The following is a 14,157-nucleotide window of genomic DNA, read 5'->3' as shown; positions in this document are numbered from 1 at the left end:
CGCTGGCGGGATAAGTCTGAGAGGGGCGTCGGGGGTCGTGCGGTGCGTCGAGCGTAAGGCGCAAAACCTCCGGTCGCTCCTCCGCCAAGGGCCGTTGTGGGCGAACTCACCTGTGGTGTCACCGGTTCGGCTGGCAGGGCGCGGCGTGATCCTTGTGAGGGGGGCGCGTGGGAGGGACGGCGCCGGTACCGTCTCAGTATGGACACGTCCTGGTGGCTGGCGCTCGCCGCGGTGGTACTGCTCGCGCTCGTCGCCACGCTCGTCGACGGCTGGGGTCGGCGGTCGTCGGCGCGGCGGGGCCGGACGGCGGCTGCCACCGCCACGGTGGCGGGGCTGCCGCGGCCGGCGGAGATCTGGTGGGCGGACGTCCCCTACGAGGACGAGGCGCTCACGAAGGACCGCCCCTGCCTGGTGCTGGCGGTGCGCGGGGAACGGGCGACCGTCGCGAAGATCACCACCCGCTTCCGGCACGAGCGCACCGGCGTGATCCCCCTCCCCCCGGGCTCGGTCGGCGACACCCAGGGCCGCGCGAGCTTCCTGGAGACGGACGAACTGAGGGAGGTCCCGGTGTGGGGCTTCCGCCGCCGGGTCGGAGTGGTGGACCCGGCGCTGTGGGACCAGGTCCGGTACCTGGCCGGCTGAGAGCCGGGCTCAACACAGAAGGGCCGGAGTTCTCGCTCCAGCCCTTCTCTGGGTGATCCGCCGTCGGGTTACGCCCAGAGTTGCCCCTGGAGCGTCTCGATGGCCTCCTCCGTCGTGGTCGCCGTGTAGACGCCCGTCGACAGGTACTTCCAGCCGCCGTCGGCGACGACGAAGACGATGTCGGCCGGCTCGCCGGCCTTGACGGCCTTCTTGCCCACGCCGAGCGCGGCGTGCAGCGCGGCGCCCGTGGAGACGCCGGCGAAGATGCCCTCCTGCTGGAGCAGCTCGCGGGTGCGGGTCACCGCGTCCGCCGAGCCGACCGAGAAGCGGCTGGTGAGGACCGACGCGTCGTACAGCTCGGGGACGAAGCCCTCGTCGAGGTTGCGCAGGCCGTAGACCAGGTCGTCGTAGCGCGGTTCGGCCGCGACGATCTGGACGTCCGGCTTGTTCTCGCGCAGGAAACGGCCCACACCCATGAGCGTGCCGGTGGTGCCGAGGCCCGCCACGAAGTGAGTGACGGAGGGCAGGTCCGCGAGGATCTCGGGGCCCGTCGTCGCGTAGTGGGCGCCCGCGTTGTCCGGGTTGCCGTACTGGTAGAGCATCACCCAGTCCGGGTGCTCGGCCGAGAGCTCCTTGGCCACGCGCACGGCGGTGTTGGAACCGCCGGCGGCCGGGGAGGAGATGATCTCGGCGCCCCACATGGCCAGCAGGTCGCGCCGTTCCTGCGAGGTGTTCTCCGGCATCACGCAGACGATGCGGTAACCCTTGAGCTTCGCCGCCATGGCCAGGGAGATGCCGGTGTTGCCCGACGTGGGCTCGAGGATCGTGCAGCCCGGGGTCAGGCGGCCGTCCTTCTCCGCCTGCTCGATCATGTGCAGGGCCGGGCGGTCCTTGACCGACCCGGTCGGGTTGCGGTCCTCCAGCTTCGCCCAGATCCGGACGTCGGCGGACGGCGACAGCCGCGGCAGGCGCACCAGGGGGGTGTTGCCGACCGCGGCCAGGGGTGAGTCGTATCGCATCGGTGATCAGACCATGCCGCCGGCCACGGCCGGCAGGATCGTGACGTTGTCGCCGTCCGTCAGCTTGGTGTTGATGCCGTCGAGGAAGCGCACGTCCTCGTCGTTCAGGTAGACGTTGACGAAGCGGCGCAGCTGGTCGCCGTCCACGATGCGGGCCTGGATACCGGCGTGCCGCGTCTCGAGGTCGGTGAAGAGCTCGGCGAGGGTGTCTCCCTTGCCCTCCACTGCCTTCTGACCGTCGGTGTAGGTGCGGAGGATGGTCGGGATGCGGACCTCGATGGCCATGGCTCAGGGCTCCTGTCGGGAGTAGTCAGTCGGGCGCGCGGCAGCGCAGAAACGGCGGGGTGGTGCGTGTGTGCAGCGCCGCGGCTCACGGCCGTACGGCGGCAGGGGTCGGCGTCAACAGATGGCGCTGGCGAGCCTGCACAGGTCGACGTGCAGCCGCGCCACGAGCAGCATGCCCGGCGTCTTGTCGCTCACGTCGTGGAAAACCATGCGCTCATCGTATCGATTCCCGGTCCGGGTTCTGGAATGTGATCCCACATCGCGGACGTTTTGAGGCCGGGGAGTGAGACCGCACTGTTCAGGCCCGCTCAGTACGCCTCGACGATCTCGACCTCTTCCTCCGTGACCTCGCCCTCCACGATCCGGAACGAGCGGAACTGGAACTCGCCGGCCCCGTCGGTGTCGGCCGTGGAGACGAGGACGTAGTGCGCGCCCGGCTCGTTCGCGTACGAGATGTCGGTGCGGGAGGGGTAGGCCTCGGTCGCCGTGTGGGAGTGGTAGATCACCACCGGCTCCTCGTCACGGTCGTCCATCTCGCGGTAGAGCTTGAGCAGGTCGCCGGAGTCGAACTCGTAGAACGTGGGCGACATGGCCGCGTTGAGCATCGGGATGAAGCGCTCGGGGCGGTCCGAGCCCGCCGGTCCCGCCACGACGCCGCACGCCTCGTCGGGGTGGTCCTTGCGCGCGTGGGCGACGATCTGGTCGACGAGGGCCTGGGTGATGGTCAGCATGTTCGTCAGGATAAGCAGAAGGGCCGTTCCGTACCGATGGATGGTACGGAACGGCCCACATGCCGGACGCCCTGAGCGGCAGCCGCGGGGGGTGCCACGAGTACTCCCTGCGGCTGGGCGTCCTGGCTGGTTCGTAGCCGGTCTGTCCGGAACTCAGCCGACCTTCTCGAACTCCGCGTCGCGGCGCTCGGCGATCTGCGGGTTGCGGCTCTTGAGCACCGCCCAGCCGACGCCCAGGGCGACGGCCCAGCCGGCCGCGACGTACAGGCAGACCCGCGCGTCCTTGTCGTACGCGATCATGCAGGTCACGCCGATGAGGAAGAGGAGCGCGACCCAGCTGAACAGCGCCCCGCCGGGGGCGGGGAAGGACGAGGCGCGCAGCCGGCCCGCGTCGACCGCGGCGCGGTAGCGGATGTGGCTGACGAGGATCATCATCCAGGTCCAGATGCCGGCCGCGGTGGCGACGGAGGTGACGTAGAGGAACGCCTTCTCCGGGACGACGTAGTTCAGGACGACGCCGATGCCCATGAGCGCCACGGAGACCGTGATGCCGACGGCGGGCGTCTTGCGGGCGTTGAGCTTGCCGAAGGCCTGCGGTGCCTCGCTGTTGGAGGCCAGGTCGCGCAGCATCCGGCCGGTCGAGTACATGCCCGAGTTGCAGGACGACAGGGCCGCGGTGAGCACCACGAAGTTGACGATGCCCGCGGCGAGCGGGATGCCGATCTTGCCGAAGGCGTGGACGAACGGGCTCTCGCCCGCGGAGAACTCGGTCCACTTGACCACGGAGAGGATCACCAGCAGGGCGCCGACGTAGAAGACGATGATGCGCCAGGGCAGGGTGTTGATGGCCTTGGGCAGGGTCTTCTCGGGGTTCTCGGACTCGCCCGCGGTGACGCCGACGAGCTCGACGGCGAGGTAGGCGAACATGACGCCCTGGAGCGTCATCAGGCTGGAGCCGATGCCGTTCGGGAAGAAGCCGTCGTGCGACCAGAGGTTGGAGACGGTGGCGGTGTCACCGGCGTCGGAGAAGCCGAGGGTGAGCACGCCGAGACCGATGACGATCATGCCGATGATGGCCGTGACCTTGATCATCGAGAACCAGAACTCGACCTCGCCGAAGATCTTGACGGAGATCAGGTTGACGCCGAAGAGCACCACGAGGAACACCAGGGCGCTGACCCACTGCGGGATCTCCGGGAACCAGAAGTGGATGTAGATCGCGGCGGCCGTGAGTTCGGCCATGCCGGTGACCACCCACATGAGCCAGTACGTCCAGCCCGTGACGAACCCGAAGAACGGGCCGAGGAATTCGCGGGCGTACTCGGCGAAGGAGCCGGAGACGGGCCGGTAGAGGAGCAGTTCGCCCAGCGCCCGCATGATGAAGAAGATGACGACGCCCGCGAGGGCGTACATGAGGATGATGCTGGGGCCGGCCTTGGCGATGTTCGCTCCGGCACCCATGAACAGGCCGACGCCGATGGCGCCGCCGATCGCGATCATCTGGACCTGGCGACTGCCGAGTCCGCGCTCGTACCCCTCTTCAGGGACGTTTTCCGTGTCGACCTGCGCAGAGGTCATGTGTGGTGCGCCTTTCTCCATGCCGACCCGGACCTTCGTCGGCCTCGGATCGGGTCTCGATCCCCCCGGATGAATGGAGCGGTGCCTGGCCGGCGGTTACCGGCTCGGTGGCGCACCCGGCCGAACATTCGGGTGGTGTTGGCCGGGCGGTCGTGAAGATTTATCACGGCCGCAATACTGATCACAGAGGCGCGATGTGGCGCACCACACAGGGAAACCGGACAAAGCGCACCCGAAAGAGGCCATAGGAGGCGGGTGCGGTGACGGGATCGTTATCCGGATTTGAGTGTCCTCTGAGCGAACACGAAGCGGTCATCCGGCGGTCACAGAACCTGCACGGATCAGGGCATAAGGGTTCCGACCAGCGTCTCCTGGAGTCCACCCAGCCACAGGTAGGCCATCACCATCGGCTTGCGCGGGTCCTCGTCCGGGAGGCGGTAGAGGAGGTCGGTGTCCTCCTCGTCGGTGATGTCCAGCCGCGAGCCGATCGCCAGCCGCAGGTCGTTCAGGGCCGACAGCCACCGCTGGGACTCGTCCACCGACAGCTTCAGCACCGCGCCGCCCTCGCCGGCCGAGGCCGAGGAGAGCGCGTCCAGGGAGCGGATCACCGCGAGGGCGTTGTCCCGCTTGCCGGCCCGCAGGTCGTTCTCGGTGTAGCGGCGGAACTCGGCGGAGTACGCCCGCCGCTCCTCGGCGTCCCGGGGCGAGGCGGGCTGCTCGGGATCGCTGTAGGCGTCCGGGAAGAGGCGCTTGAGCACCGGGTCGGCGGGCGGCTCGCTCGGGCCGTCCGCGAACAGCTCGGCGAGCGGGTCGTCGGAGGCGTCCTCGGCGGGGCCGGGGCCGATGAGCTCCAGGAGCTGGACGGCCAGCGACCGGATGATGGAGATCTCGACGTCGTCGAGGGCGACGGCCGCGCCGCCGCCGGGAAGCGGTTCGAAGGTTCCGGGCATGAACGCCTTTTCGCTGCTGGGCGGGGGCTGGCTACTTGCGGTCCTGCTGGAGGGTGGCCCACAGGCCGTAGCCGTGCATGGCCTGCACGTCGCGTTCCATCTCCTCGCGGCTGCCGCTGGAGACGACCGCCCGGCCCTTGTGGTGGACGTCGAGCATGAGCTTGGTGGCCTTGTCCTTGGAGTAGCCGAAGTACGTCTGGAAGACGTACGTCACATAGCTCATGAGGTTGACCGGGTCGTTGTGGACGATGGTGACCCAGGGGAGGTCCGGCTCCGGTACGGCGAAAACCTCCTCCGCCGACTCGGTCCGTTCGATCTCCAGGGGCGCGGGTGACGTCACACAGCCCATGCTGCCACCCGAGGGGGGTACTCGCACAAATGGGCCTGGAAGCCGGGGGTCTTGATACAAATCGTCAAACTGACGAAATGGGAGTACGATCTCACGCCATGGACACAGCGGACCTTGGGCTGCCGGTGGATGTTCCCTCGACGGCGCTCTTCACGGACCAGTACGAGCTGACGATGCTGCGGGCCGCCCTGGAGGCGGGCACGGCAGAGCGGCGGAGCGTCTTCGAGGTCTTCACCCGGCGCCTGCCGAACGGGCGCCGCTACGGCGTCGTGGGAGGCACCGGGCGGGTGCTGGACGCGGTGGAGAACTTCCGCTTCGACGCGGGCGTCCTCGACTTCCTGCGGGAGCGCGAGATCGCCGACGGGGAGACCCTGGAGTGGCTCGCCGGCTACCGCTTCAGCGGGGACATCTGGGGCTACCCCGAGGGTGAGGTGTACTTCCCGGGCTCGCCGATCATGCGGGTCGAGGGCACCTTCGCCGAGTGTGTGCTGCTGGAGACCGTGATCCTGTCGATCCTCAACCACGACTCGGCGATCGCCGCGGCCGCCTCGCGCATGTCGTCGGCCGCCGGGGACCGGCCGCTGATCGAGATGGGCGCCCGGCGCACGCACGAGCTGGCGGCGGTGGCGGCGTCCCGGGCCGCGTACGTGGGCGGATTCGCGACCACCTCGGACCTGGCCGCCGGGTTCCGCTACGGCATCCCCACCGTCGGCACCTCCGCCCACGCCTTCACCCTGCTGCACGACAGCGAGCGGGACGCCTTCCAGGCCCAGGTGAACACGCTGGGGCGGGGCACGACGCTACTGGTGGACACCTACGACGTCGCCGAGGCGGTCCGTACGGCCGTCGAGGTCGCCGGGACCGGGCTCGGGGCGGTGCGGATCGACTCCGGCGACCTGCTGCTGGTGGCGCACCGGGTGCGGCAGCAGTTGGACGAGCTGGGCGCGACCGACACGAAGATCATCGTGACCTCGGACCTGGACGAGTACGCGATCGCGTCGCTGGCGGTGGCGCCCGTGGACGCGTACGGCGTCGGCACACAGCTGGTGACCGGGTCCGGGCACCCGACGTCCTCCATGGTCTACAAGCTGGTCGCGCGGGCCGAGTCCGCGGAGCCGAACGCGCCGCTGGTGCCGGTGGCGAAGAAGTCGACCGGCGGCAAGACGTCCGTGGGCGGACGCAAGTGGGCCGCGCGGCGGCTGGACGCGTACGGGGTCGCCGAGGCCGAGGTGATCGGCACCGGGCCGGTGCCGGCGGATCTGGCCGACCGGCAGCTGCTCGTGGAGCTGGTCAAGGGCGGCGAGGTCGTCGCCCGGGAGCCGCTGGACGCGGCGCGGGACCGGCACGCGGCGGCGCGAGCGGGGCTCCCGATGTCGGCCACGCAGCTCTCGCGCGGGGAGCCCGTCATTCCGACGGAGTACGCGCACGGAGCCTCGGGTAGCTAATTGCGGTGTGCCGCGATGCGCCGAGCCTGCCCCCTCCCGTCTCCTCCTCCATGTCAATAGGCTCGGAAGTTCACCGGCCGGGCTTGCCGACCTCATAGCCGAAGGACACCGACCATGCGCCGCGCCTTGATCGTCGTAGACGTGCAGAACGACTTCTGCGAGGGGGGCAGCCTCGCGGTGGCCGGCGGTGCCGATGTGGCTGCCGCCGTCACCGAGCTGATCGGCCAGGCGGCCGGGTCCGGCTACCAGCACGTCGTCGCCACCCGCGACCACCACATCGCCCCCGGCGGTCACTTCTCGACCAACCCCGACTACGTCCGCTCCTGGCCCGCGCACTGCGTCGCCGGCACGGAGGGCGTCGGCTTCCACCCGAACTTCGCCCCCGCCGTCGCGTCCGGCTCCATCGACGCCGTCTTCGACAAGGGCGCGTACGCGGCGGCGTACAGCGGCTTCGAGGGCACGGACGAGAACGGCGCGAAACTCGCCGACTGGCTCCGCTCCCGGGAGGTCACCGAGGTCGACGTGGTCGGCATCGCCACGGACCACTGCGTGCGCGCCACGGCGCTGGACGCCGCGAAGGAGGGCTTCCGCACCCACGTCCTGCTCGACCTCACGGCAGGCGTGGCCCAGGAGACCACCGAGCGGGCCCTGGAGGAGATGCGCGAGGCGGGCGTGGAGCTCTCGGGCAAGCCGGTCGTCCAGTGACCCGGTGGCCCGGTAGCCCGTCCCGGTAGCCCGCAGCGCCTGAGGATCAGGTCTGGGCCGTCGGGCGGCGCAGGAGGGCTCTGATCGGGCGCCACAGTTCCAGGGCGAGGTCAGGGCCTGCCACGACACCGTTGTCAGGGGCCGTGCGCCATATCAGGCCGTCGGGGTGGTGCAGGACGGCTGTGATCTCGTCGGGGGACGGCGGGGCGGCGTTGCCCCGCAGGTAGACCGAGCGCATGCCGAGGTTGCGGAGCCTGGTCAGGGCTCGGGCGCGGTTCGCCGCGTGGACGAGTACGCGGACGGCGCCGGGGCCGTCGGCGGCGGGGCTGGGCAGGTTCAGTGCCACCACCACGGTGCCGTTCGGCAGCTTGCAGAAGCCTCCTGCGGCCATGCGGTCATACCCCCGTGTCGGTCGGTGTGTCGGTCGGTGTCAATAAGAGAACCACAGGACGCACCTAAACACGGATCGGCGGTGACCCGCCAGGGGGTCACCGCCGATCATGCTCTGACCTGGGAAAACTCGTTTTACTTCGCTGCGGGGCCTACTTCGAGCTCGATCGTCGAGCCGTCCTTGGCCTCCTTGATGATCTTGATCTTGGTGTTGGTGTCAGTGATCTTGACGCCGCCGGTCTTGTTCGTCTCGTCGTAGTAGGTGTTCACCCGGTCGTTGAAGACCGACACCCCCTTCGACGACGGGATGCGCGTCGCGACGTCCGCGTTGTGCAGCTCGATGCCGTCCGTGCGGTACAGGCTGAACGGCGAGTCGTAGGACTGGATGCGGTTGCGCATCAGCGTGCCGTCGGTCCACTTCATCGCCTTCGGGTGCGAGTCGACCGGCAGCAGCAGACCCGTGCCCGGGTGGACGCTGGTGTTGTTGTCCTGCTGGGAGGTGTCCCACTTCCAGATCAACAGACCGTTCTGGTACGGGTAGTGCTCCACCCAGTCCGGACGGGTCTTGGTGAAGCCGAAGTTGTACGGGCCGACCTCGAGGGTCTTGTCGTACGACACGTACTGGCGGTTCTCCGCGATGTAGTACTGCGCGTAGTCCTTGGTGAAGGACGCGCCCATGCGCGAGAAGCCGCCCGCCTTCCAGGCCGCGTCCGCGGACTCGGCGTCGTCGGAGAAGACCGGGGCACCGTCGGCGGTCACCGTGATGCGGTCGGCCGCGAAGCCCTTCTGGGCCACGCCGCCGTCGGTCTGGTAGCGGAAGCGCAGGTCGATCTTCTTGCCCGCGTAGGCGTCCAGCGGGAACGCCAGCTTCTTGTACGCGCCGGACGTGCCGGTCAGGACCGGCTTGTCGCTGCCGTCGCGCGGGAGCGGCTGGCCGTCCACCGTGCCGTCGAGCGGGGTCCAGTTGGCGCCGCCGTCGGTCGACACCTCGGTGTAGAGGTAGTCGTAGTTGGCCTCGATGTCGTACCAGCCGTCGAGGGTCAGGGACGCCGACTTCTTGCCGGTGAGGTCGACCGAACGGGCCAGCGTGTTCTTGAGGTTGTCGCCGCTGCCGCTCCACCACTGGTTCGCGCCCTGCGCGGGGGCCACGATCTCGGTGGTGACCTTCTTCTTGGGCAGCGCGACCACGAGGGCCTGCTTGTGCTTCGTGTTGTACTCGGCGAGACCCAGCTTGTGCCACGAGTTCGTCGCGGCCTTCGCGGTGTCGTACTTGAGCCAGCCCAGCTGGAGCTTGTCCCAGGCGGTCATGTCGCCGGGCAGGTCACCGATCTCGTTCTTGCCGGTGCCCAGCCAGGAGCCGGAGGACATCAGGGTCCAGAAGCCGGTGGAGTTGTCGCCGCCGCCGGTGGTGTCGTAGTGGTCCGGCAGGCCGAGGTCGTGGCCGTACTCGTGGGCGTAGACGCCGAGTCCGCCGTTCTCCGGCTGCACGGTGTAGTCGCCGACCCAGATGCCGGTGTCGCCGATCTTCGCGCCGCCGAGCTTGTTGTCCGCGGGGCCGGTGGCGCCGGCGTCGGTGCCGAAGGCGTACCAGCGGTGGGCCCAGATCGCGTCCTCGCCCTGCGCGCCGCCGCCCGCGGACTCGTCCTCACCGGCGTGCACGACCTGGAAGTGGTCGATGTAGCCGTCCGACTCGTTGAAGTCGCCGTCGCCGTCGAAGTCGTAGCGGTCCCACTGGTCGTACTGCTTGACGTCCGCCTTGATCTCGGCGTCGGTCTTCCCAGCCGCCTTCTGCTGGGAGACCCACGCGTTCAGACCGTCGCTGACGACGTTCCACACGCTCGGGCAGTTGGTGTCGCCGCACGCGTTGTTGCCGTAACGGGCCTCGTTGTAGGGGACCTTGACCCAGTCGGAGACCTCGCCCTCGACCGAGTAGCGGCCGGAGGACTGCTTCTCGTAGTACTTCTTCACCGACTCGGTCTTCTTGCCGGTGCCGAAGTAGAGGTCCTGGAAGTACTCCCGGTCGTAGTCCGCCCGCCAGGCCGTGGAGTTGTCCTTCTTGCGGTCCGGCTTGGCTATCTGGTTGTGCAGCGGGCCGGGCGTGCCGCCGAACTCGCTGGTCTTGTCGCCGAACTCGACCAGGATGGTGAAGATCTTGTCGGTCTTCTCGCGGCCGAGCTCGACGTACTTGCTGTCGCCCTTCTTGCTCTTGAGCTGGACGACCTTCGAGCCGTCACGGTTCTTGACCGTGTTCTTGCCGGATATGACCTGCTTCAGGGCCTCTTGGCGCTGGGCCTCCTGGGTCTTGCTCAGCGGGCCGTCGAGGTCGTGCTCGCCGTGGTGGCGATCCGCCGGGTCGTGCCGGTCCACGGTGGTGGACCTGGGAGCCGAGGTGTCGTCGGCCTGGGCCACACCGTATGCGGAGACGGTGGCCGTGGCCGCCGCGAGCGCGACGCCGATGGCCGCCGCTCTGAACGTCCAGGGTCTACTGGTCACTTGAGTTCCTCCCCCGCGTTCGTGCGCGCGGAGGAAGGGGTCTGGTGTCGAAGGGGTCCGCGCGCGCGTGGTCAACGCGTGTAGTCAAGTGACGACATTTGACTAGAGGTTGAGAAGAAAAGACAGATCTTGACTTGAGCAGGTCAAGTGCATTATGCGGAGTCGATGTTCGTTTAACGGACAATCAAGCTGGTTCCGGGCCGGCGAAGTCCGCCGCCCCGCAGGCACGTGCCACCGTCCGGTGGGCGCGCGCATATGTCCACTACGTGGACGCCATGACTCCGTGCGCCCCCTGTGCTCCGGCCCTGTTGATTAGGTCACGCTTACCGTTCGTTCCACTCGGGCACCCTGCCGATTAGAGTCGATTGGCGGAACGCCCGGAAGCTGGCGGAATGCCAGGCCGACACCCCCGTGGACCCCCACTTTCGAGGACATGATGGCCATGCCCCGTCCGACTGCCGCACAGCTCGCCTACGGTTCCTGCACCGTGATCTTCTCGACCCTCGCCATGCTGCTGCTGTCACAGACGAGTTCGGCCGTGGGGATCGCGATCGTCGCCGTCGCGGCGCTCGCCCTCGGGCTGCTGGTCGCCATGACGGTGCCGCTGTCCGGGAAGCGCCCGGCGGCGGTGGAACAGCCCGCGCACGAGGAACCCGTGCGGGCGTCGGTTCCCGCGCCGGCCCCGACTCCGGAACCGGTACGCGAGCGGGCGGTCTCCTGACCGCCCGCTGCCCCTTTTCTCACCTCCAGTTGAGGCGTCCGTGCCTCAATCGGTGCTGACCACGACCGTCTGGGCGGCCTTGTCGTGCAGGCCCTGCTTGTAGGGCCGGTCGAAGAAGCTCCAGCCGCCCGAGATCGCCGTCCAGAAGCAGGCGCAGCAGAAGGCGAACGGGATCCACAGCACCGCCGCGCGCATCAGCGCGTTCTGCCCGGAGGGCGTGGCGCCGTTGTCCAGGTTGGCCACCCGCATGTGCAGCAGCTTCTTGCCGAGGGTCTGGCCGGTCCGCGCGGTCAGGATGGTGTCGTAGGCGATGTAGAGGACGGCGGCGACGGCCGACTGCCAGACGGACTTGCCGATCTCGATGCGGTCGCTGTCCACGTCGTACTCGTTGACGTCGAAGCCCCAGGTGAGCAGCCAGACGACGACACCCACCAGGATCATGTCGATGATGCGGGCGAGCGTGCGCTTGCCGCTGTCGGCGAGCGGGGGCATGCCGGCGAGGGGGTCGGTGGGGCCGCCGCCGTAGGGGGAACCGCCATAGGGGTCACCGGGGCCACCACCGGGAGGGCCGTCGTAGGGGCCGCCGCCTTGGCCGCCGCCGGGAGGAACACCGCCCGGGCCGCCGCCCTGGCCGCCGCCCGGCCCGCCGCCCGGGTACGGCGGGGGCTCATGGCCGTAGGGCGAGCCCGCGCCCTCGCCGGGCTGCTCGCCCGGGGGCCGCTTCCTGAACGGATCGTCTTCCGGGGGCTGCTGACCGGAGCCGGGGGGCGGTTCACTGCTCATGGCCCCGAGTCGACCGCGAACCCCACGGCTCCGCATCCGGCGGCGGCCGTCCGAGGGACGGATTCGCCTGGTGCCGCAGCGGTACGCCGCCCTCCCGTGCCGGACGTACGGGTGCCGCTCAGCCCGCCACGAACGTGTGCGCGGCCTTGTCGTGCCAGCACTGGCGCCACGGCTTGTCGAAGAGGCACCAGGCGATGCCGACGATCCCGACGACGAGGAGTCCGGGCACGCTGTAGACCAGCCAGCGGCGCAGGGCCGCGCCGAACTCCGGGGCGTCGTGGCCCTCGATGTCCCGCACTTCGAGACCCATCAGCTTCTTGCCGAGGGTGCGGCCCCACTTGGCGGTGGGCAGCACCTCCGAGACGACGCCGACGAGCAGCAGGACGGCCAGGACGATGCCGAGGTACGCCGACGTGGTGCCGTCGAGCAGCCAGACCGTGACGGTCTCGCCGGAGAGCTTGGCCTCCTCGATCTTCTCGTTGACGTGGTCGACCGCCTTGATGCCGAGCGGTACGGCGGCCACGGCCGTGATGCCGGCGAGGACGAGGGTGTCGAGGAGCCGGGCGGCGAGCCGCTTGCCGAGTGCCGCGGGGCGGGCCGACGCCTGGCGCCGGGCGGCCGCCTGGAAGATGTCCTCGGTCGGCGGCTTCCAGGGCGCGACGGGCTGATCGTCGTCGCCGCCCGCTCCGGCGAGCCGGTGCACCTGCTGCGCCCAGGAGGACTGACCGCCGCCGGGGCCGGCGCTGAGGGGGGTGGCGGAGGCGCCGGGGCCGGGCTGGGGCCCGCCGGACTGCGGAGGGACGGTGGGCGCCGACTGGGGCCCGGACAGCGCCGTCGGGGCGGCCGCGGAGGCCTGGACGGCGGGGTCGGCCTGTGCGGCGGCCCGGGCCGCGGCGGCCTTCCCGGCATTGAAGCCGGGGCGGTTCGAGGCGTCGGCGGGGGCGGCCGCACCGCGCTGCGCGCCGAAGGCGGGTCCCGACGGGCTGCCGGCCGGGCCCGCGGGGGCGCCGAAACCGGATCCCGCCGGACCGGCCGGGCCCGCGGAGCCGAAGCCCGCCGCCGCGCCCTGAGAGCCGAAACCGGAGCCTGCCGGGTCGCCACCGGATCCACCCGGCCCGGCCTGCGCACCGAACCCGGACGCCGCCGGGCCACTGCCCGGACCGCCCGAGCCCGCCGGACCGAACCCGGGAGTCCCGGAGTTGCCGCCCGGGCCCCCGGCCGTGCCCGGACGCGGGGACACCGCGCGGAACGTCATCGTGCCGTCGTCGGGCGCGTCGGCAGAGGCCCCTCCCCCGGCCTTCCCCGTCGGGCGCCGGAAGACGAACGTGCTGCCGGCGGCCGCGGCGTTCGCCTCCTGGTCGGCGGCGGACGGCGGTTTCCCCTGCGAGGAGGACTCGTCGGCCGGCTGCCGGTCGGCGGGCGACACCCTCGGGTCGGAGCCCTGCGCGCCCTGCGGTGCGCCCCACGCGACACGGCGGTCCTGGTCGCCGCCGAAGCCCGACTGACGGGAGCGGTCGGCGCCCCAGGCGGACGCGGGCTCGGGACGGCTGCCGTGCTGGGCGTCGGCAGGGGACGGCTCGTCGGCCGGATCCTCGTCGAAGAAGTGCGGGCCGGTCTCCTCGACCGAGGCCGAGCCGGGGCCGGAGCCCGAGCCGGAGGCCGCGGCACCGGGCGGCGGCGCGAGCGTCTCGCCGTCCTTGGGCGCGGGACGGCTGGTGCCCGGTACCCAGGACGCACCGTTCCAGTACCGGACATATCCAGGAATGGACGGGTCCGGGTAATAACCTTCGCGGGGCCTGTCGTCACCGGGGGCCGGGGTTGGGGCGCTCATCTCCGTCGTCCCGTATCTGCTCGAGGGCCAAATGGGGGCCTCCACATCTATCAGACCGGCGCAACCCCCACCGCCGGTCCCACCGGACCCACCCCTTTCGAGCACCGATGTGCTACGCATCGCTCGGCCCGGTGCCTCCCTCTGCGAAAAAACTTCCGGCAACACGCGTAATGGCGCCGCCTCCACGCGCTCTCTCCTCCCGACCGGCCCTCGCGGGCAGCCGTGCAGAGAAGGG

At 70.2% G+C, this 14,157-nt stretch carries 15 protein-coding genes; 4 read left to right on the top strand and 11 right to left on the bottom strand.

Translation table 11 applies throughout. From position 1 onward, the window contains the following. The first annotated feature begins 198 nt into the window (after positions 1-198). On the top strand, positions 199-642 hold the full coding sequence (locus ABFX81_RS36555; protein WP_086844170.1) for a type II toxin-antitoxin system PemK/MazF family toxin: 444 nt from the start codon (positions 199-201) through the stop codon (positions 640-642). A 68-nt stretch (positions 643-710) separates the two neighbouring features. Here the strand turns inward: ABFX81_RS36555 and ABFX81_RS36550 are convergent, their stop codons facing one another. The 7 genes from ABFX81_RS36550 to clpS form a co-directional block, all read right to left on the bottom strand. Further along, positions 711-1,661 carry a cysteine synthase gene (locus ABFX81_RS36550; protein WP_086844172.1) on the bottom strand — a complete coding sequence of 317 codons (951 nt, stop codon included), beginning with the start codon at positions 1,659-1,661 and terminating at the stop codon, positions 711-713. A gap of 6 nt (positions 1,662-1,667) precedes the next feature. Beyond that, positions 1,668-1,946 carry a MoaD/ThiS family protein gene (locus tag ABFX81_RS36545; protein ID WP_086844174.1) on the bottom strand — a complete coding sequence of 93 codons (279 nt, stop codon included), beginning with the start codon at positions 1,944-1,946 and terminating at the stop codon, positions 1,668-1,670. Between the two features lie 114 nt (positions 1,947-2,060). Then, a complete protein-coding gene (locus ABFX81_RS36540; RefSeq protein WP_020270288.1) occupies positions 2,061-2,156 on the bottom strand; it encodes a putative leader peptide in 96 nt (31 codons plus the stop codon). Positions 2,157-2,254: 98 nt separating this feature from the next. After that, the gene (locus tag ABFX81_RS36535) at positions 2,255-2,677 is read right to left on the bottom strand and encodes a M67 family metallopeptidase (protein ID WP_086844176.1); all 423 of its coding nucleotides are present in this window, start codon (positions 2,675-2,677) and stop codon (positions 2,255-2,257) included. Between the two features lie 153 nt (positions 2,678-2,830). After that, positions 2,831-4,255: an amino acid permease gene (locus ABFX81_RS36530; RefSeq protein WP_086844178.1), complete on the bottom strand. Its 1,425-nt coding sequence runs from the start codon at positions 4,253-4,255 to the stop codon at positions 2,831-2,833. A 341-nt stretch (positions 4,256-4,596) separates the two neighbouring features. Further along, the gene (locus tag ABFX81_RS36525; protein ID WP_086844180.1) at positions 4,597-5,205 is read right to left on the bottom strand and encodes a DUF2017 family protein; all 609 of its coding nucleotides are present in this window, start codon (positions 5,203-5,205) and stop codon (positions 4,597-4,599) included. A gap of 31 nt (positions 5,206-5,236) precedes the next feature. Next, positions 5,237-5,554, bottom strand: a complete 318-nt coding sequence (gene clpS, locus ABFX81_RS36520; RefSeq protein ID WP_086844182.1) for an ATP-dependent Clp protease adapter ClpS — start codon at positions 5,552-5,554, stop codon at positions 5,237-5,239. Positions 5,555-5,652: 98 nt separating this feature from the next. Here clpS and ABFX81_RS36515 point away from each other — a divergent pair, with 98 nt between their 5' ends. Together ABFX81_RS36515 and ABFX81_RS36510 are read left to right on the top strand one after the other, a co-directional pair. Then, a complete protein-coding gene (locus tag ABFX81_RS36515) occupies positions 5,653-6,999 on the top strand; it encodes a nicotinate phosphoribosyltransferase (RefSeq protein WP_086844184.1) in 1,347 nt (448 codons plus the stop codon). 114 nt (positions 7,000-7,113) lie between these two features. Next, positions 7,114-7,704: an isochorismatase family protein gene (locus ABFX81_RS36510; RefSeq protein ID WP_086844186.1), complete on the top strand. Its 591-nt coding sequence runs from the start codon at positions 7,114-7,116 to the stop codon at positions 7,702-7,704. Positions 7,705-7,750: 46 nt separating this feature from the next. Here ABFX81_RS36510 and ABFX81_RS36505 read toward each other — a convergent pair whose 3' ends face one another. Both ABFX81_RS36505 and ABFX81_RS36500 read right to left on the bottom strand, forming a co-directional pair. Next, positions 7,751-8,095, bottom strand: coding sequence for a hypothetical protein (locus tag ABFX81_RS36505; protein ID WP_086844188.1), 345 nt, complete (start codon positions 8,093-8,095; stop codon positions 7,751-7,753). Positions 8,096-8,229: 134 nt separating this feature from the next. Beyond that, positions 8,230-10,587: an immune inhibitor A domain-containing protein gene (locus ABFX81_RS36500; RefSeq protein WP_086844189.1), complete on the bottom strand. Its 2,358-nt coding sequence runs from the start codon at positions 10,585-10,587 to the stop codon at positions 8,230-8,232. A 436-nt stretch (positions 10,588-11,023) separates the two neighbouring features. Between ABFX81_RS36500 and ABFX81_RS36495 the strand changes: the two genes are divergently transcribed. Next, positions 11,024-11,308, top strand: a complete 285-nt coding sequence (locus ABFX81_RS36495; protein WP_086844198.1) for a hypothetical protein — start codon at positions 11,024-11,026, stop codon at positions 11,306-11,308. A gap of 45 nt (positions 11,309-11,353) precedes the next feature. Here ABFX81_RS36495 and ABFX81_RS36490 read toward each other — a convergent pair whose 3' ends face one another. Together ABFX81_RS36490 and ABFX81_RS36485 are read right to left on the bottom strand one after the other, a co-directional pair. Continuing rightward, positions 11,354-12,091: an RDD family protein gene (locus tag ABFX81_RS36490; protein ID WP_346139267.1), complete on the bottom strand. Its 738-nt coding sequence runs from the start codon at positions 12,089-12,091 to the stop codon at positions 11,354-11,356. A gap of 118 nt (positions 12,092-12,209) precedes the next feature. Then, positions 12,210-13,922 (bottom strand): RDD family protein, encoded by a 1,713-nt coding sequence (locus tag ABFX81_RS36485; RefSeq protein ID WP_346139266.1) that lies wholly within the window; start codon positions 13,920-13,922, stop codon positions 12,210-12,212. Positions 13,923-14,157 lie beyond the last annotated feature (235 nt).

Source organism: Streptomyces coeruleofuscus (assembly GCF_039532725.1).
Taxonomy (GTDB): Bacteria; Actinomycetota; Actinomycetes; order Streptomycetales; family Streptomycetaceae; genus Streptomyces; species Streptomyces coeruleofuscus.
Note: the sequence above shows the minus strand (reverse complement) of the source record. Positions and strands in the feature narration are given on the sequence as shown.